Origin of the sequence: Paraglaciecola marina (assembly GCF_004360155.1) — a bacterium.
Lineage (GTDB): Bacteria > Pseudomonadota > Gammaproteobacteria > Enterobacterales > Alteromonadaceae > Paraglaciecola > Paraglaciecola marina.
In genome coordinates this window covers 175,937-195,040 of sequence record NZ_ML178721.1, presented here as the reverse complement: position 1 = coordinate 195,040, position 19,104 = coordinate 175,937, and the positions used below count along the sequence as shown (strand labels likewise).

At 38.8% G+C, this 19,104-nt stretch carries 20 protein-coding genes; 5 read left to right on the top strand and 15 right to left on the bottom strand.

Going from position 1 to position 19,104, the window contains the following annotated elements; translation table 11 throughout:
• Position 1: 1 nt before the first annotated feature.
• The 5 genes from EOK74_RS02875 to wecA form a co-directional block, all read right to left on the bottom strand.
• Positions 2 to 652, bottom strand: a complete 651-nt coding sequence (locus EOK74_RS02875) for an ABC transporter ATP-binding protein (protein WP_133468399.1) — start codon at positions 650 to 652, stop codon at positions 2 to 4.
• The gene (locus tag EOK74_RS02870; RefSeq protein ID WP_133468398.1) at positions 649 to 1,434 is read right to left on the bottom strand and encodes an ABC transporter permease; all 786 of its coding nucleotides are present in this window, start codon (positions 1,432 to 1,434) and stop codon (positions 649 to 651) included. Before EOK74_RS02870 ends, EOK74_RS02875 begins: the two co-directional genes overlap by 4 nt.
• Positions 1,435 to 1,455: 21 nt before the next feature.
• Positions 1,456 to 3,225, bottom strand: a complete 1,770-nt coding sequence (locus EOK74_RS02865; RefSeq protein ID WP_133468397.1) for a polysaccharide biosynthesis/export family protein — start codon at positions 3,223 to 3,225, stop codon at positions 1,456 to 1,458.
• Entirely contained in the window at positions 3,225 to 3,584 is a 360-nt protein-coding gene (locus EOK74_RS02860) for a hypothetical protein (RefSeq protein WP_133468396.1), read from the bottom strand. Before EOK74_RS02860 ends, EOK74_RS02865 begins: the two co-directional genes overlap by 1 nt.
• 82 nt (positions 3,585 to 3,666) lie before the next feature.
• Entirely contained in the window at positions 3,667 to 4,737 is a 1,071-nt protein-coding gene (gene wecA, locus EOK74_RS02855; RefSeq protein ID WP_133468395.1) for a UDP-N-acetylglucosamine--undecaprenyl-phosphate N-acetylglucosaminephosphotransferase, read from the bottom strand.
• Between the two features lie 617 nt (positions 4,738 to 5,354).
• Here wecA and EOK74_RS02850 point away from each other — a divergent pair.
• The 3 genes from EOK74_RS02850 to galE all read left to right on the top strand — a co-directional run bounded on the left by EOK74_RS02850 (position 5,355) and on the right by galE (position 8,338).
• Complete coding sequence (locus tag EOK74_RS02850) at positions 5,355 to 6,872, top strand: peptide MFS transporter (RefSeq protein ID WP_133468394.1); 1,518 nt, start codon at positions 5,355 to 5,357, stop codon at positions 6,870 to 6,872.
• Positions 6,873 to 7,023: 151 nt separating this feature from the next.
• Positions 7,024 to 7,323 (top strand): DUF6170 family protein, encoded by a 300-nt coding sequence (locus EOK74_RS02845; protein WP_133468393.1) that lies wholly within the window; start codon positions 7,024 to 7,026, stop codon positions 7,321 to 7,323.
• 1 nt (position 7,324) lies between these two features.
• Positions 7,325 to 8,338 carry a UDP-glucose 4-epimerase GalE gene (gene galE, locus EOK74_RS02840; RefSeq protein WP_133468392.1) on the top strand — a complete coding sequence of 338 codons (1,014 nt, stop codon included), beginning with the start codon at positions 7,325 to 7,327 and terminating at the stop codon, positions 8,336 to 8,338.
• Between the two features lie 71 nt (positions 8,339 to 8,409).
• Here the strand turns inward: galE and EOK74_RS02835 are convergent, their stop codons facing one another.
• Genes EOK74_RS02835 through ccmA form a run of 10 tightly spaced genes read right to left on the bottom strand, consistent with a single transcriptional unit; the run spans position 8,410 to position 16,176 of the window.
• Positions 8,410 to 9,177, bottom strand: a complete 768-nt coding sequence (locus tag EOK74_RS02835) for an MlaA family lipoprotein (RefSeq protein WP_133468391.1) — start codon at positions 9,175 to 9,177, stop codon at positions 8,410 to 8,412.
• Positions 9,174 to 10,400 (bottom strand): c-type cytochrome biogenesis protein CcmI, encoded by a 1,227-nt coding sequence (gene ccmI, locus EOK74_RS02830; protein ID WP_133468390.1) that lies wholly within the window; start codon positions 10,398 to 10,400, stop codon positions 9,174 to 9,176. The genes EOK74_RS02835 and ccmI overlap by 4 nt, the downstream gene beginning before the upstream one ends.
• Entirely contained in the window at positions 10,400 to 10,846 is a 447-nt protein-coding gene (locus EOK74_RS02825; RefSeq protein ID WP_133468389.1) for a cytochrome c-type biogenesis protein, read from the bottom strand. Before EOK74_RS02825 ends, ccmI begins: the two co-directional genes overlap by 1 nt.
• A complete protein-coding gene (locus tag EOK74_RS02820; protein ID WP_133468388.1) occupies positions 10,846 to 11,418 on the bottom strand; it encodes a DsbE family thiol:disulfide interchange protein in 573 nt (190 codons plus the stop codon). The genes EOK74_RS02825 and EOK74_RS02820 overlap by 1 nt, the downstream gene beginning before the upstream one ends.
• On the bottom strand, positions 11,415 to 13,421 hold the full coding sequence (locus tag EOK74_RS02815; RefSeq protein ID WP_133468387.1) for a heme lyase CcmF/NrfE family subunit: 2,007 nt from the start codon (positions 13,419 to 13,421) through the stop codon (positions 11,415 to 11,417). Before EOK74_RS02815 ends, EOK74_RS02820 begins: the two co-directional genes overlap by 4 nt.
• Positions 13,422 to 13,426: 5 nt before the next feature.
• Complete coding sequence (gene ccmE / locus EOK74_RS02810) at positions 13,427 to 13,909, bottom strand: cytochrome c maturation protein CcmE (RefSeq protein ID WP_133468386.1); 483 nt, start codon at positions 13,907 to 13,909, stop codon at positions 13,427 to 13,429.
• Positions 13,906 to 14,124, bottom strand: a complete 219-nt coding sequence (ccmD, locus tag EOK74_RS02805) for a heme exporter protein CcmD (RefSeq protein ID WP_133468385.1) — start codon at positions 14,122 to 14,124, stop codon at positions 13,906 to 13,908. The genes ccmE and ccmD overlap by 4 nt, the downstream gene beginning before the upstream one ends.
• A complete protein-coding gene (locus tag EOK74_RS02800; protein WP_133468384.1) occupies positions 14,124 to 14,882 on the bottom strand; it encodes a heme ABC transporter permease in 759 nt (252 codons plus the stop codon). Before EOK74_RS02800 ends, ccmD begins: the two co-directional genes overlap by 1 nt.
• Positions 14,882 to 15,547 (bottom strand): heme exporter protein CcmB, encoded by a 666-nt coding sequence (gene ccmB / locus EOK74_RS02795; RefSeq protein ID WP_133468383.1) that lies wholly within the window; start codon positions 15,545 to 15,547, stop codon positions 14,882 to 14,884. Before ccmB ends, EOK74_RS02800 begins: the two co-directional genes overlap by 1 nt.
• Positions 15,547 to 16,176 carry a cytochrome c biogenesis heme-transporting ATPase CcmA gene (gene ccmA / locus EOK74_RS02790; RefSeq protein ID WP_133468382.1) on the bottom strand — a complete coding sequence of 210 codons (630 nt, stop codon included), beginning with the start codon at positions 16,174 to 16,176 and terminating at the stop codon, positions 15,547 to 15,549. Before ccmA ends, ccmB begins: the two co-directional genes overlap by 1 nt.
• A gap of 194 nt (positions 16,177 to 16,370) precedes the next feature.
• Between ccmA and fliK the strand changes: the two genes are divergently transcribed.
• Together fliK and EOK74_RS02780 are read left to right on the top strand one after the other, a co-directional pair.
• Entirely contained in the window at positions 16,371 to 18,728 is a 2,358-nt protein-coding gene (fliK, locus tag EOK74_RS02785) for a flagellar hook-length control protein FliK (protein WP_133468381.1), read from the top strand.
• Positions 18,729 to 18,741: 13 nt separating this feature from the next.
• On the top strand, positions 18,742 to 19,071 hold the full coding sequence (locus tag EOK74_RS02780; RefSeq protein ID WP_133468380.1) for an EscU/YscU/HrcU family type III secretion system export apparatus switch protein: 330 nt from the start codon (positions 18,742 to 18,744) through the stop codon (positions 19,069 to 19,071).
• Positions 19,072 to 19,104 lie beyond the last annotated feature (33 nt).

The following is a 19,104-nucleotide window of genomic DNA, read 5'->3' as shown; positions in this document are numbered from 1 at the left end:
ACTATAGTGCCTGATATTGTTCGATCCCTTGCTCGAGATCATTGTAAAATGTTAACTCACCCTTGTGTAGCACGATTGCACTGTCGCAGAACTGTCTAATTTCATCCATTTCATGACTAACCATTATAACGTTTGCTGTTTCACTGCGCTCCAATAGCGCTTCTTTGGCTTTTCGTCTGAATTTTGCGTCGCCCACTGAAGTAACTTCATCAATAAGGTAAACATCAAAATCGATAGCAATAGAACAAGCAAAAGCTAAACGTGGTTTCATACCACTTGAATAGGATTTAACCGGTAAATTATATTTATTGCCTAATTCTGCAAACATTTTGACACGCTCTTCATAGGCATCTAAGTCAGCAACACCATTGATTTTCCCAATGAAACGAGTATTTTCTCTGCCTGTCATTAATGGATGAATACCGGTAGTTAAAGCAACAGGCCAAGATAAACTCAAATCCGTTATTATACTACCGTTATTAGGATACTCACTCCCGGACAATAATCTAAAGAGCGTTGATTTACCTGCACCGTTAGAGCCTAATATGCCGATGTTATGACCATTGGGTATTTCAAAAGAAAGATTTTTAAAAATATACTGTTTACCCAGTTTAGAAGGGTAGTATTTAGTAACATCATTGATGTTGATCATTGACTTATAGCCTGTTTCCATAAGGTATGATACAAAGCCAATGATAAAAACGTAAAGATAAGTACACACCAAGCCAAATAACCTACACTAACACCTTGGTGGCCATAGGTGGAATAAACAGAATAGCGCGTTAATTCAATAGCGTGTAGGATGGGGTTCCAATTTAAATAGTGCCAGTATTCCTTTGGAATGTCTTGTAACGAAAAAAATACTCCGGAAATAAAAAACAAGGGTCGTGTCATCATCTCTCGTATTTTACTAAACTCTTGCACAAATAACTCAGCTATACCAAAAACTAATCCTATCCCCATAGCAAGTAAAATCAAAAGAAAATAGCAACTGATAAACAATAATGGATCGGATATTTGCAGATCTATGCCTAAGAAATACATAATTATTATGATACCAATAATTACAAATGCCTTAATCAATATTTGAAAAAAGCCGCCAGCAATAACAGCGCTAAGGGGTTGCACTTGTCGAAAAGCATACAAAGGTTTATTTTGTTTAATCGTCCTAGCAGACTTTCCTAGAGTTTGAATAAAACTCTGAATAAACAATATACCAATTGCCATAAAGGTAAAAGTTGGAATAGTATGGGTTTCTCCACCATCCAGTCGACCTCTTAAAAAAGACAATATAAAAATAAAGGCAACTGGATTTAACACCGCCCAGCTCAGACCAAACTTATCATTAAACCCAGTGCGTATTTCCCGGGCAAATAGGGCGAAAATGACGTCTCGCCATATTTCCCATTTATTGCGCTTAATAACTATTGTCATGAGTTATTCTAAACCTAACAATTAGGTTGCTGCATTGGCTGCAACAGCGATTTGATAGATAATCTGAGTGACGTCTTTGATTGATTGCATCACTTTAGCGTCTACTTTAGGTAGTACCAAAATTTGGTCGCCGGCCTTTAGTGTGGTTGGGTCTTCAGCGCTATACCAATGCTCACCACTGCCAGGGGATACAAAGCTAGTAATGCCATTTGCGTGAACAATGGCAATACGGTCATCATCGGCGCGTTCACTAAATCCACCGGCCCAAGCAATGTAATCAGATACGGTGGCATTAGGGTTGTAAACCACTGCTTGGGGCATAAGCACCTCACCAGCGATTTGGATTAAGTCTGTTTGTGTTGGAATGACAATTTCGTCACCCTGCTCAAGGCGAATATTTGCAACTTTTCCATTTTCAGATACTATCACTTTTCCGAGTGGTTGGGTTTGTCTTGCCCGAGCAATAAACTGTGATACGAGTTGGGCTTCTTGCGCTCGAATAGTTGCTTCACCGCTGCTTGAAGCTGGAGCTGTAAATAAGCTGCGTTCCAAGCGATCTAGGGATTCATTGATTAGTATCTTTTGCTGTTCCATCACACTTTCACGCTTAATATAAATTGAGCCATAGTTAGCTTGGTGAGGATCAATTTCAATGTGGCTTAGTAAGTCGAGTAAACGCGTATCTTTTTCCACAGCATAATATGAAGGTCCTTCATAGCTACCAGAGATTTGCACGCTGATCACCTTGGGCCTAATGTCATCATTAAACAACACAGTATCGCCATCAGCCATGGTGAATTGGTCGAATTCATTGACAGGTAAATAAACCGAAATAGGGCCTGTTTGTCGATTGCCTGTAATTGCCACATGACTAGTTTTTGACAATGGTCGCGCATAAGACATTAAAGCAGTGCCCGAACGTTTGGATTTTTCTAATTCAAATCTAAACGGGTACCTTGCGGCACCTTCAACATTCACCATAGCGCCCTGTTCACCCACAAAAATCACATCTGCATCTTTGAATGAAAAAGCCGGTAACTTACCCATTCTTAGGAAGTCATATAAATCGTAACTCAGTACCGTTTCGCCCTGACGAATTACCGTAATATTGCGATAACTACCTCTGTGAGGATCTATTCCCCCAGCTCGTTTAAGAAAGAAAAGTACTGAGTCAGAAGCCAAACCGGCGTATTGACCAGGCCTCAAAACAGGCCCGGCTACAAATACACTCACGGGCGTTGCCGTAAGAAGATTTACATACACACTAACATTATTTGTATATATTGATTTAATCCCCTGAGTAACAACGGAGTTCACTCGGCTTGCAGGTGTATCCTGTACTTTAATCGGGCCAATCTCAGGAATAAATATATTCCCTTGATTGTCAACAGTAACCACTTCAGAACTATTAACTGTTCCCCACATTTGAATGGCAATTTTGTCACCAGGCGACACTAAATAAGAAGAATTTAAACCATCGCTGCGTTCTGTTTCAAATCCACCTTGAAATAAGTTCGCTCCAAATGGCGGCGGAAGTCCTTCTTCACCTGCAGGCATAGGCCCTGACTCTGAAGGTAGGTTAATGCTCCCCCCTCGCCCTGTACTGTTGCCGCCAGATTGAATATATTGGGATAAATCAACCCGCTGACTTTGACTCGCTTGTTGAGCCTGTTGTAACTGTTCTTGGGTTGGAGCTTGTTGAGCAAAGACATTATTAATAAACACAGAAATTGCGATAACTAACGTTAGCTTAAAAGTCATAGAAGAAACGAAGCGATTAGGTTTTTTCATTATTGATTTCCTCCTATTGCTACTTCACTATAAGTGGCTAACACAGGGTTAACTGCATACCAATCACCAGCGCGGGTTTTACAATATACACGTTGGCCACCCTTTATAAATTTAACTTTACGGCAATTTTTTCCGCTAGCAGCAAAGAATATTGGTCCCAGCTCTGCTTTCTTGTTACCCAGTTGAACACTTTTATCATCATCAGCTTGAGATAATACAAGTTGTTGATTTAAGGGTAAAACTACTGCGCCATTGCCAAATTCGTACTCTACAAGAGCTCGGCTGGCAACGGGCTGTTCAATAGAAGAGCATCCTTGAAGAAGAATACCTAATAAAAAAATACTATTCGGTTTTATCATAAATTATACGGTCTGGAATATTGAAAAGGATAATAACGCGAGATGAAACACATTCAAAGGTTACTAACGAAATAAGCCTGAGTTAATTTTTAGGATCAGATTCAGCTCTAAAAATAGTTAGAATTCTCCAGACGTGCTGAATAATCACACTATAAATAATCAAAAGAACCATAAATCCCCAAAACATTATATATTCTGGGACGAGTAATATTTCCCCTATAACGCCTACGGCAGCGTAAAAACATCCGAGCAATAAGATTGCTACCAAAGCCCTTCTAGAAGATAAACCAGCGCGCATAAAGATATTATGTAGATGTTGCTTATCAGGTTGCAACATAGACTTACCTTTCCTAGCTCTTCTATACATAATTGCTGCCATGTCCATTAAAGGCAAACCAATTAACCAAACAGCTGTTATAGGTCTCATGGCAGCTTCACCACCTTGAGAATATTCAACTAGCAACCAGACAATAGTTAGACCCACAAACATACTGCCGCTATCTCCCATGAATATTTTATTACCTTTAAATCCCTTTACACTCAGATTAAAAGCTAAAAATGGAACAATTGCAGCGATAACAACTAGAGGCCCCATGGCGGCTTCACCATTTTGAGCAATTAACAACAGCAAAACAAAGCTGCCTAAAACAATTAGGCTCATACCACCAGCTAGCCCATCAATGCCGTCAATCATATTAAAAGCATTGATAACACCGACAACACATATAAGAGTAAAGAAATAACCAAAGAAACCGAAGTCAACAACTCCAAATCCAAGTATGTCACCAAGCGATGTGAGATAGTTTTGTGCACTGTAAGCCATAATGGCAGCCACACCAAATTGACAAACGAGACGGCCTTTAGCACTTAAATCGAACTTGTCATCTAACATACCTAAAAGAACGATAAACGCTGAAGCAGTAAAGAATAAGGTACCGTTTTTAAACCAAACATCGGTAGCGAAACAGGCAAAAAACACAGCTCCAAAAATACATACACCTCCAGTAAGAGGTATCATACCAATATGTGTTTTTCTATCATCAGGTGAATCAACTAAGCCTAATTGATGTGCTAATGGTGTCATAATCACCAACAAAATAGTTGCTACCATAAACGCAGTAAACAATGGCGCGAACTCTAGGTGATTCAGCATTAATAATTTCCTTTATTTTTTATATCTAAATGCAAAGCAATAATTAAGCCTCTTTGCATTAAATCCTAAACTAAAAATAGTGTTAGCTTGTATCTCATTTAAAATCTATTCAAATACCATACTAGGTAATTTGAAATATACTTAAAGTGTACGAAAAGAAAAATATACAGAAGGCTAACGACTCATTGCGGTGCATAGTAACAAATTAGGTTGCTGCAATACCAGCAATATCATGTTAAAAATTGGCACCCAAATGTAAACAAGATGATAACAGATGAGGGCAGCGCTTTTTTGACTGTAAGCAATTGAATTAACAATATTTATTATCTAACAATTATTTCATACTTACTTTCAATTCTTTAAATTCTAAGTTGCTTTAGATTGAGTTTAAAGCACCACTTGAGTGCATCAAAAGAATTCACGTCTAGCATTCATGCAGTTATTTTAGATAAGTTCATTGTGATTATATTGTTTTCAACGTGGCGCTCTAGTATAACCGTGTTGAACATTTAAAAATTTACAGGGAATTGTTTAGATATAGCAATAATTCAATAAAATTATAAATAGTAGGCGTATCTAAACTTAATCATCAAATAAATACAAAAAAGGCAAAATAGATGGCGACAGAACAACCTAATAGTACCCAATTAGATACTAGCTTTTTCGGACATCCAAAAGGTTTAATGACTCTTTTCTTCACAGAAATGTGGGAGCGTATGAGTTATTACGGGATGCGTGCTTTGTTAGTACTTTTCATGACTGCAAGTATCCAAGAAGAAGGACTAGCTATTACCGTAGCTTCAGCAACAGCGATATATGGTTTATATACTGGTGCTGTGTATTTCATGGGTTTACCTGGTGGATGGATTGCTGACCGCTTAATTGGTAGTCAAAAAGCAGTATGGTATGGCGGCATTGTCATAATGTGTGGCCATATTGTTTTAGCGATCCCAGCATCATGGAGTTTTTATATTGGGTTAATCTTAGTGGTTTTAGGAACAGGATTACTCAAACCCAATGTAGGCATTCTTGTGGGCCAGCTTTATGCAGCAGATGACCAGCGCCGCGATGCAGGTTATACCATTTATTACATGGGAATCAATATTGGTTCTCTCATCGGGTATACCATTTGTGGTTGGCTACAAGTCAATGCGGGTTACCATTATGCATTCGGTGCCGCAGCAATAGGTATGGCAATTGGTTTACTTCAATATCGTGCCACAATTAATAAGCTCAATGGTGTAGGAGCTGTTCCATTATTAAAACTATCAGAATCAGGCCAGAAAAAAAGTTGGGGAGTTATAGTTGCCTTTTTACTAGGGCTAGCTGCAATTACGTTTTGTATGATGACTGGGCTACTTACAATAAACCCAGTCACACTAGCTCAATATGTAGCGATTGCTATTACACTAGTATTTTTAGCCTACTACGCTGGTGTTTACATTTTCGGTAATCTCTCTCCTGACGAAAAACGAGCGCTAGGGGCGCTATTCGTTGTTTGTCTCGCATCGATCTTTTTCTGGTCTGGGTTCGAACAAGCAGGCTCTTCTTTAAACCTATTTGGTCGTGATTATACTGAACGTATGATAGGAACCTTCGAAATACCTCCAGCATGGTTTCAATCAGCAAACTCATTTTTCATCATTACACTATCTCCTTTTTTCGCCGCATTATGGGTTAACTTAGGCAAACGTATGATTACCCCGTCTTACGGAATCAAATGCGCAATTGGCTTAGTTATCATGGCCTCGGGTTTCATTGTTATGTTTTTTGCTGCACAAGTTGCAGCGAGCGGTTTAAAAGCTGCCCCCTATTTCTTAGTAGCCACTTACTTTTTACACACTGTAGGTGAATTGTGCCTAAGCCCTGTAGCATTAGCTGCGGTAAGTAAGTTATCTCCCAAACGTTTTGCAGGTCAAATGATGGGGGTTTTTGTTTTAACCTATTCGATTGGAAACGTTACCGCTGGTTTATTAGCTGGAGGACTCGATCCAGACAACTTAAGCGATATGCCCAACCTATTTATGGGAATTGGCCAAATTACTATTGCAGCCGCCTTAGTTGCAGGATTATTATCAATAAAATCAGGGAAATGGGAAAAGCTTGCCGAAAAAGCATCTTTCAACAAAGATTAAAACCTATGTAAATAATATATTTACTAATTAGTAATCAAACGCCTCTAAATTTTCATAATTATTTGGAGGCGTTTTGGTTTATATTTTTCATATAAATATATTTATAGTGATAATATTGTGTCTAAATTAAAGGCAATTCAAAGGTATTGAGTTGAAATTATATTTCTCAACCAAAAACATTCCACAGATTCAGCATCTACCACTAACAAAACGTTTAGAGGCGGTACAAGTTGCCCAGAAAAAGTTAATTGGTCCTGAAAAACTGCTACTCAATGTTTTAAAGTTATTAGTAGTCATCCCTGTATTTGTTCTCATATTACAAACTGCAACAAATTGGATGGCAATAATCTGGGCTTTACTGGTAACTTTACTTTACCCTTTATTCATAAAACCATTTCATTATGGTTTAGTCGCTAAATATATTCCGTCACATAAATTTCAAGGAGAATAAAATGCAAACAATTTTAGTAACCGGTGGAGCTGGTTATATTGGTAGCCATACAGTATTGCAGTTATTAGAAGCAGGCAATCAAGTCATTGTATTAGATAATTTATGTAACTCTTCGGAAGAATCACTGAAACGAGTTGCAGAGTTAACCGGCAAAAATACGATATTTGTTCAAGGTGACATTCGTGACCACACAATTTTAGAGTTGCTATTTTCCAAGCATAAAATTAATGCAGTCATTCATTTTGCAGGCTTAAAAGCAGTAGGTGAGTCTGTGGAGAAACCTCTTAATTATTACAACAATAATGTGTATGGCACTTTAACTTTATGTGAAGCCATGAAGAAGTTTGGTGTAAAAAATCTAGTGTTTAGCTCATCCGCTACTGTATATGGAGATCCCGTAGAACTTCCTTTACGTGAAGATATGCCAACAGGTCAACCTACCAATCCATACGGTATGTCTAAACTTATGGTTGAGCTGGTATTAAAAGATTTATATAAATCAGATCCAGAGTGGAATATTGCTCTATTGCGTTATTTTAATCCAGCAGGCGCCCATCCTTCAGGCCGTATTGGTGAAGATCCAAATGGCATTCCAAACAATCTCATGCCATACATTACACAGGTAGCTACCGGAAAACGTGAACAATTATCTATATATGGCAATGATTACGATACGCCCGATGGGACTGGTGTTAGAGACTATATACATGTTGAAGATTTAGCTACGGGTCATCTAAAGGCCTTAGAAAAATTACAAGGCGATGTGGGTATAGTGACTTATAATTTAGGAACGGGCCAAGGGTATAGCGTTCTAGATATGGTTAAAGAGTTTGAAAAGCAAAGTGGCCAAAAAATACCTTACCAATTCGTTGCTCGCCGCAGTGGCGATGTCGCATCCTGCTATGCTGATCCTAAAACTGCATTTGATGCATTAGGTTGGGAAGCTAAGAGAGGTTTAGCAGATATGTGTAGAGATTCATGGAAATGGCAAGCAGACAACCCTGAAGGGTATTAGGAACTGCAAGCATTAAATAAAAAAGCCCCGCTTACAATTAATAAGCGGGGCTTTTTTAATAAACGTAAAGTTTAAAGGTCATCCAAAAACGCGTCAATATCATCATCCAGCGCTTCTTCTTCCTCTGAAACTACGACTTTACCATCTAGCACTTTGTATTCTAGGTTTTGAAAATAGGCACTTTTAACAAAGCTATAAGGATCAGCAGAAGAGTTTAGTTGCTGCTCTTGTGAAATAACCGCGGCTCTGCTTTCCAATACCTTTATCCCAGTTCTAAAAAACGAAGCGTAAAAATTCAGACTATCTAATGGTGAATAAGAAGAGTCCACAACGTCTCCCACTCCCGAACGAATATCCGTGGGTCCCCATGCTGGGATCATAAGATACGGACCTGTACCCACCCCCCATTTACCGAGCACTTCACCAAACTCCTCTTCTTTTGCCTCTATACCTAGTTCACTTGCTACATCGATTAAACCAAGTAACCCCACCGTAGAGTTGAGTAAAAATCGCCCTAAACTAATAAAGGATCCTTCTAACTTACCTTGCAATAAATTATTGAGTGAATTAGAAGGTTCTTCCAAATTCTCTGCCATATTTAACAGCCCAGTACGAGCAAACTGTGGCATAACCCCAACGTAAGCAACAGCGGCTGGTCGTAAAAGATAAGCATCTAATACATCATAGTTAAAGTCCCACATAACACGGTTAAAAGGCTCAATAGGATCTTTGGGGTCATTATATTCTTGAGCCTGCCCGTCTACTACCCGAGTAGACGTACAACCACCTAACAATAAGAGAAGGCTTAAAAAACTGAATATCATTTTTTTGTTTGTCATAAAGTTCTATCTATTAAAATAGTTTCGTTGGTTTGTTTTTCACTACTTAGGGTAATAAGACGCTCTCCCTGCAGATCCCCTGTTGACTGAGTAACGTCTTCATCTGGCGATATACGGGCCACTATTTTTACGTCATTTAGCTGTGACAAAGTGTAATTAGGCAACATAGCATTTTTATTTGATAACTCAATTACCACAGGAAAATCCCCTAAAGGCATTTTGACCACTGCTGCTGGCATTTTCATAGCACCATTATTTTCCTGAGCAAATACAAATAAAAAGCCTTTTTCTGGTAACCGTAAATCACTATTTAAGTTTACAGTAATCGCTACACTAGGGATTAATTGCTCAGACTGAGTGTCATCAGCTGCTGACAACTCAAACTTCAACTGATTAATACGTTGCTCAATTAACTTAAAATTCGAATCTGTATTTGGAATAAAAGCTAACAAGCTTTGCCAGTTTTCAAGAGCTAGCTGTTTATCGTTAAGTTGAGTAGCTACAACAGCAAGTACCCCCATGGCGTTAGTATTCTCGGGCTCTACAGATAACAAATGTAATAAAACCTGCTTGGACCTTAACACTTGCCCTTCTTGGCCTGTCATCAACAACGCCTGAGCGTAACTTGCCATCGTACTGGTATTCGTAGGGTCAAGCTCTAACGACTTTTCAAATGATTGAATAGCATTATCTATACTGTTCATGGCTCCATAAACACGTCCTAATAACATCCAACCAACTGGGTCTTCGGGGTTATCAATTAACTTAGTACGCAAGCCTAACGAAAAATCTTTCAAATCATCTAACTGCAAACTAGCATCTCCTTGGATCATTCTTTGCCCAAGCTCGCTTGTTTTTTGTTGTACATTTTGCCAGTGTTCAATTTGTGATATTTGATTAGCCTGCCAATAAACAGCCACACCAACGCCAATACTTAATAATGCACCTAACAAAATAATAGGTGATACTTTTGGTGATTGCTGAGACTGAGCCGATACCTCATCAAGCATAGCAAGGGTAAGCTCTTCTTTAGACTGCTGGGTATCTGTACTATCCAACAACCCTTGTTCTTGCTCACTATCAAGCTCGTTTAATCTTTGTTTAATCAATACCTTGTTATTAATGATATTGGCGTTGGGCTTTTGTTCTCTAATCCATGGAAGGCAACACAGTACTGCAGCAAAGAAAATAAAACATGCTCCCCATATATAAAAAATACTCACTAGTCAGACTCCAATAAGGCTTTCGCTTTCTTCAATTTTTCATCATCTAAATGAGAAACTTGTCTTTTACGGCCCAATACAATACCTGCAATAGCGATACATATAAAAAATAGTGGCAATAACCATAACCAAATTGTCATTGAGTTGACCGGTGGCTGGTAATAAACAAAATCACCGTAACGCAGCTTCATAAAATCAATGACTTCTTCTTTAGTTTGACCTTGCTGTAATAACTGATAAACCTTGCGCTTTAAATCGATTGCGATCATGGCATCAGAATCAGCAATATTTTGGTTTTGACATTTAGGACAACGTAATTCCTTAGTTAATTCAAAGAATAACGCTTGTTGTTCGGGAGCTTCAAAGTAAAATTTATCTTCAGTGGCGAATACCGACAAACTCTGCCCAAATAAAAAACTAAAAATTAAAAAGCTAAAACCTTTCATTAGTTAGCCACCAACTTGTTGTAAATAGGTGCAAACTTAGTATTCCAGACCCTAGGATTAATATCCCCAATGTGATGTAGTCTAATCTTTCCTGTCTGATCAATTAGGAATGTCTCTGGCGCACCCGTTACACCCAAATCAAGTGACAAATCCCGCTTTACATCAAAAATATTAAACGCATAGGGGTTACCCAACTGAGCAAGCTTTTCTTTTACTTCTTGTTGCACTCTTGCAACGGTTTTAATACCAAAATCAGGATCAATATCTTGGTCGTAATATAGACCGACAATATGTTTTCCATCTTCCTTTAGCTGTTGTAAATAAGGTAATTCAACGGCGCAAGTTACGCACCAAACGCCCCAAACATTTAAAAGCGTAACCTTACCCTCGAAAATTTCCTGACTATACGTTTTCTGTGTCTCCATTAAATCAGGCAACACAAACTTTGGCATTGATTGTTCAAGCAAAGTTGATTCGTGCTCTCTAGGATCTGAAAATAATCCTTGATATAAAAAAGCCAGCAATCCCAAAAACACAAGTAAAGGTAAAAGAAAAATCATAAATTTTTTCATGATGTTTGCTCCATCAAGTTCTTAGGATTTTCTTTAGCGGAGCTAGCATTACGTGCAAGACTTCCCATTCGATAACGTTTGTCAGAAATCGAGAATACCCCACCTATCGCCATAATAAATGCTCCAGCCCATATCCAATTAATAAATGGTTTCACATAAATGCGTAATGACCAGTCGCCATTTTTAAGCTGCTCCCCTAATGCAACGAACAAGTCTCGACTGAAACCTGAATCAATTCCAGCTTCTGTCATCACATTTCTTTGCACAGGGTAAAAACGTTTTTCAGCTTTTAGCGTACTAACCAATTGTGAGTTTTGGTACACGTCAACGTGAGCAACGTCAGCTGAATAATTAGGGCCCTGCAATTGAGATATGCCTTTAAACACAAATTCATAACCCTGCAAGTTAACGCTATCACCTTCTGCCATTCTGACGTTACGCTCAGTGTTATAAGCACTCACTAATGTAATACCAATTAATGTTACAGCAAAACCTAGGTGCCCTAATACCATGCCCCAATGACTTGGCGTTAGCTTTTGTAAACTTTGCCATATGGAATATTTACCCGCTGTGACTTGGGGCTCAATACGCTGCCGCACCTCCATAACAGTGGTAATTATGACCCAAAAACTCATTACCAATCCAAGGTCTGCCATATAAGTGGATTGCTCAAAACCAGCGTTGACTAGTAAGCCGGCAGAAAGACTTAAACCAAGAGCTATCATTATTTGTTTTGAAAGAGCTTGTAAAGACTGATTTTTCCACCTAGATAAAGGACCAACTCCCAGTAATAAAACAAAAGGTACTATCAAGTAGGTAAACATCTGGTCAAAAAATGGAGCCCCAATAGAGATAGATCCCATCCCCAATTCTTTGTGAACCAATGGCAGTAACGTCCCTAGCAACACAACCAAAGTTGCGGCTGTCAAAAAGATATTGTTTCCCATTAGGAAGACTTCTCTCGACACTAAGCCATAACGGCCATTACTTTTGATTTGTGACGCCCTCAGAGCATACAAAAACAAAGACCCCCCAATAATCACTACCAATAAACCCAGAATAAATAAGCCTCTGCTAGGGTCGCTTGCAAATGAATGCACAGATACCAAGACCCCAGAACGAATTAAAAAGGTCCCTAACAAGCTTAACGAAAAAGCAGCAATGGCTAAAAACACCGTCCAAGATTTAAATACCTTGCGTTTTTCAGTCACTGCAAGGCTGTGCACTAATGCAGTACCAATAATCCAAGGCATAAAAGCGGCATTTTCTGACGGATCCCAGAACCACCATCCCCCCCAACCAAGCTCGTAGTAAGCCCACCAACTTCCCAATGCCACACCAACAGTCAAAAATGACCAAGCAGCTAATGTCCAAGGGCGAGACCAGCGAGCCCAGGTTGAGTCTAGCTGCCCAGAAATAAGAGCCGCAATAGCAAATGCAAACGCGACAGAAAATCCAACATACCCCATGTACAACATAGGCGGATGAATGATCATCCCAAAGTCTTGCAGTAAAGGGTTTAAGTCTTTACCGTCAATTGGGTAAAATGGTAGCAGTCGATCAAATGGGTTAGAAGTAAGTAACATAAACAGGTAAAAACCAATGCCAACCATCCCTAAAATAGCTAATACCCTCGCCAATACTTTTACCGGAATCGCTTTACTGAAAAGCGCGACGGCTAATGTCCATACACAAAGGATCAAAGTCCATAGTAAAAAAGAGCCTTCATGACCTCCCCATACAGCAGTGTATTTATAATAAATAGGCAAGGTGCTATTAGAAGTATTAGCAACATAAGCCACACTAAAATCATCATGTACAAACGCATAAGTTAAACAAAAATAAGCGAATGCAGTAAATAAGAACATGCCAATGGCGAGAGGCTTTGCCATGGCCATCATTTTTTGATGACCTTTATAGGCCCCCCACATGGGATAAACAGACAATAATATGGCTACCATAAGTGCCATAATTAATGAGAAATTACCTAGTTCAGCCAACATAATATTTAATAGGCCCCACTTTCGTAATCGCTACTTTCAGAAGGTTTAACATGCTTAATACCTTTCATTTTTTCAGCAAGCTCAGGAGGCATATATTCTTCATCATGTTTAGCTAACACCTCATGAGCGTCAATATGATTTGGGCTGGTTAAAATTCCAGTAGCAACTATGCCCTGTCCCTCTCTAAATAAGTCGGGCAAAATACCTTGATAACTAACAGTCACAATTGGTCCGGTATCCACCAGGTCAAAACTTACTGCTAAGGTTTCTTGATCACGCTTCACTGTACCTTCGACTACCATGCCACCTATCCTTAAGCGTTGACCAACTTCTGGAATGTTTCCTTCCTTTCCCTGAATCACTTCAGATGGGGTATAAAACAAATCAATATTTTGATTTAGGGCGTATAGCATCAAGCCAACTGCAGCAGCAATGACTATTACGATGGCAGATACCACCATCAAACGTTTTTGGCGTCTTGGATTCATACTTGTACCCCATTATTTTCTGAGTTTTCAGAAGCGACTTTAATTCTTGCTAATCGAGCTTGTTCTGCATGCACATTTTTAAACAAGGCTTTTTTGCTAAAGAAAGAATCCAGCCATAACCAAGCGAGGCTTAAAAAGCTCACTCCAAAAGACAACCAAACATATAGGCCATACCCGCCCATATCCAAAAAACTCTGAAAACCATCAAAATACATTATTTTTTATCACCCCAAACATGCTCATTAAGAGCCAATTTCACCACCCAAGGGCGCTTCAAATCTCTTTGTAAAATTTCATTTTGTAAGCGCAGCATAGATATCGCCCCACAAACTAGTATCCATCCTAAAATACTTAACAATAAAGGCCATAGCATTTCAGGAGGCATAGAAGGCTTATCTAATTTCATGATAGTTGCGCCTTGATGTAGAGTATTCCACCACTCAACGGAGTAATGAATTATTGGTAAGTTAATAATACCTACCACAGCCATTACCCCAGCAGCCTTGCCTGCTTGTTGTTTATCATCGAAGGCTTTATATAAAGAAATCACACCGAGAAACAAAAACAACAGAATAAGTTGCGATGTCAATCTTGCATCCCACTCCCACCAAGTACCCCACATAGGTTTACCCCAAGCAGCACCTGTCACTAACGAGACAAAAGTGACGGTAGCGCCAACTGGCGCGAATGCCATCATAGCCATAAAAGAAGTTTTCACCTGCCACACCAAGCCCACAAAAGCCGCGACAGCCATAGCAATATACAAACTCTTTGAGAGGACAGCAGTTGGTACATGTACGTAAATAATTCTATAAGCATCACTCTGCTGGTAATCAGTTGGCGCAAAAGCTAAGCCCCACACTGTTGCCAATATTATAATAAATAAGCCAAATACAGAAAACCAGGGCAACAAAAGTTGGCAAAGTTGGTAGGTGCGTTCGGTCTTAGCGTAAGGATGTAACCATTTCCACATCAGTTTTGGCTCACTCTAAGTGCATAAGCAATGGCGAAGGGTGCCAAAGCAAGAGAAAAAAGTAACATGGCACCTATAATGGCCAGTTGCGCGTTGTACTGTAACCCCATTGAAGCAGCTTCAACCGCAGAAGTTGCAAAAATTAACAAGGGAACAAATACTGGTAATAATAAAAGGGCAAGTAGCATTCCACCTTTGTTTAACCCTACAGTTAATCCTACGGCAATAGCACCAATAAGGCTCAAAAGAGGTGTACCTAACAACAAAGTTTTGAGCAATGCCCAATACATAGGTTCAGTCAAATGTAAAAACAATGCCAAAAGGGGGGATAAAATAATAAGTGGAAAAATACTCGTTACCCAATGGGCAAACACTTTTACCAGCGAAGCACCGGACAAAGAAGTACCCGACAATATCAATTGCTCTAGGGAGCCGTCACTAAAATCATCTCTGAACAATCTTTCTAAGCCTAATAGAGATGACAAAATTGCAGCAACCCAAATAACACCAGGCCCTATTAACTGCAGAGTTTTAGGCTCAGGTCCCACTCCTAATGGAAACAAACTAATGACCAATACAAAAAACAATAATGGTTGCATCAATTCGGCCCTTTGCCTATAGGCTAAAGACAAATCTCTTTTTAAAAGGGAAACCAGTGCCTGCATTAAATATTGTATTCCAAAGTGACTTCAGTAGTTGGGTATTCTATTTGTAAAGACTGATGAGAGGTCATCACAACTGCGCCACCTTTTTCCAAAAAAGTCTTAATCTGTTGATTGAGTAATGCGATTCCTTGTACATCTAATGCAGTAAAAGGCTCATCCAAAATCCATAGTTTGGCATTTTTTTTAAACCAAAATCTTGCAAGCGCCACCCTTCGCTGCTGTCCTGCGGATAAATTAGCAACAGGGATATCTTCTAACCCAACCAAGCTTAATTGTGCCAAAATCTTATAAACCTGTTCAGTAGTGGCAATAACCTGATGAAGATCACACCAAAACAATATATTTTCTACGGCAGTTAAGGTTTGGTTAACACCTAATTTATGACCAAAGTAGACCAAGCTTAAAGCATAGTCATTACGACAATCTTGAATTTTTTCACCTTGAAACAAAACCTCACCAGACTCAGGCTCAACTAAACCAGCCAGTACCCTAAGCATGCTTGTTTTACCAGCACCGTTAACGCCTCTCAAATACGTCAAACTACCAGCAACAACGTTAAATTTCACCTTAGAAAATAATAACCTATCTCTTTTAACTACCGACAAATTATTAACTGAAAGTACTGACAAAGCGGTCCCATTTAGATTACAAAATAGTTCGGAATAATATCATAGCGGATATCAACTACGACAGAAAATAGTCGTTAAAATTGCAGCAATCATCTTAATATTTGTAAAACTACGTAACGAACCATTAGTAAAACCTAAATTTGCGGTAAACTAATTTTTATTAAACCTTTAACCTAGGTGCCGATAAAGTAAATATGTCTGATATCCCTCTACCATCTCAAGCGGCCGCTTCCCAAGCATTAATGCAGCTTAATCAGCTATCAGCTAGTTCTGACATAGCCAAACAAGGTGTTGAGGTTCTTGTAAAGCATTTAGGTGATAATCTAGTATCACTCAACAAAGACACCAACTTTTTTAGCAAAACCGTAACCCTAACCGCCGATAACATTAAAACAGCTTTAGCTGACGGGCAAAAATACCAATTAAGATTGTCTTCTGAATCCCCTTTGACCCTTGAGTTTTATTCGGCGAATACGACCCAATTAAAAACATCTCCAGAAATATCAAAAAGTAGTTTTTTACTAACTGAACAACAAATCAATAATTTACTTAAGTTACCTGCAAAACAACTTCTCTCAGGAATTAACTTAAATAAAATAGAAAACGCTGTTAGTTCTCTGCAATTGCAAGCCACTGTATTACCCAATAAAAGCCATGGGCAGTTAAATAATACACTTAAGCTTACTCAGCATACGACAAACACAGCTGAAAGCGGATCATTGGTAACAACACCAAATAATAAACAAGCAAACATTTTACCTTTGCGAATTAGTAATCACGGCACTCAAAGCGAAATATCGTTATCGCTAAAACAAACAAATCCATTTCAAAGTGGTGAAAAAGTCACGCTTACCCTTATCCCCAAAGGAAATAACTGGCAGGTAACCCTAGCTAAATTAACGAGTACTGGAATGAATGATTCAGTTCAGTTCAGTCCAAAGCATTTAGAAAAACAACCAGCAAACCAGCATTTGTCTCAGCCTTTACAAGCATCCCCTAAACCTGAACAAACCAATCAACAAGTTATTATCCCAGCATCAAAAGCACAGGACATCATCAAGCAAGCCTTGCAACAACACAGTCTCAACACTACTAACAAACTTGTTGAAGTCAGTTTGCCTATAAAACAGGTAATGCAGCAATTAGTTAAATCTAATCTCCCTGAAAGCCTCGCGATTATTCAAAAAATCAAAGCATCACCGATCCAAAATATAAACTTACAATTGGCTCCATCAGGTGATGCAAAGCTAAGCATACAAAGCCAAAAACCCGCAGTGACTATTCCTGTTAGCCCTGAAATAGCCAAAAGCATAATGCCACTTAAAATTCCAGGACAAGAAGCAACTTTAAAATCTGTGAGCCAATCTATTGTAACTAGTGGCGAAATAGCTAGCCCAACCAAATTAAATAAGGAACCATCTATTGCAAAAATAAACATGGAAGCAGTAGTTGTTACTAAGCCGATTAATTCAACCCCCGTGCTGAGCAATACCCATAAAACAGAATCGAACCCAGAAATTAAGGTATCTTTAAAAGAAGCGGCACTAAATCTAGCAAAAGAAGTGCAAGAAAAGCCCATTGCCGGCAGTGTTATTACTCCGCAATTATTAAACAACAAGCCACAACAGGTTAATCTATTGCAAAGCTTACTGCGAATAGTACAAGCTAAAGCTGACGCGCCCGCAGCCAGTTTAGAAGGATTAAACAAAGCTCTAGTAGATACCGAGTTCTTAAAAGCTCCAACAGAAACATCAACTAAACAAGTACTTGAACAACTGCTTAACCAAGTAAAGCAGGCTTTACCCCAAGGTAAAGAACTAGACCATCAGAATATAAAACAGCTACTAACAGCCCCAATATTAAATTTATCAAGTACTCAATTAACAAACCCTGCTGCTAGCCAAGGATTGTTTAGTGGTTTGGTTACTATGTTACAAATATCTCTAAGTTCTAGATTAGCGAGAGGCCAAGCTCAACGCTCTGAATTTGTAGCTGAAACATTAAACAAAGTAATACGCGCTTCCGGAAAAACTGGCTCAACTACCCCTAAAGGGTTACAAGAATTTTCTCAACTTGAACAAAAACACCAATTAATACGTGATATCAGCCGATTAATGTCGGGACATCAAGCCAATAAATTGTCTAGTGCAGAACAATCATTACTAGGCCAAGAAACCTTTTATTATAACCTTCCATCAATTATGGGAGGCACCATGAAAGATGTAGAGTTATTAGTTAAAAGAGAGAATGAGCAACAAGAAGATGATGAAAAAGAACATAGCGTGAATAAAACTTGGCAACTTACAATGAAGTTATCAGTAGGTGAAATGGGCGAGTTGCTAACCAAAGCTAAATTGCGACCTGACAATATAGACTTAAATTTTTACGTTTCAAATGACGAAGTAAAAATTCAAGTTATGAATTACCTACCTTTACTTAAACGTAAGCTTGACTCTTTAGGGATTAAAGTAAATAAGTCTGAATGCCAGCTAGGGAAAATCCCAGATACCCTAGCACAGCGTCCATATCACGTATTTCAAACCCAAGCCTGATGGAGTAGTAAAGATGAAAGACACTTCCAAACCTAACAAAAAACAAAAAAGCGCAGTTGGGCTAAAATACAACCAAGAGAATGCTAAATCTACACCTACAGTGGTTGCTAAAGGGTTTGGAGACTTAGCTGATGAAATTATTGCTCTAGCGAGAGACAATGGAGTGCTAGTTCATGAAGACCCATACCTAAGTGATTTTTTAGGAACATTAGATTTAGGCCAAGAAATTCCTGATCAACTATATCATGTCATAGCCGAACTCATTGCATTCTCATATGTTTTGCAAGGTAAATTTCCAGATAGTTGGGCTAAATCGCACGGCAAGGTATCTAAAAAGGTATAACAATTTCTGGTGATTCAAATACAAAAAAGCCCT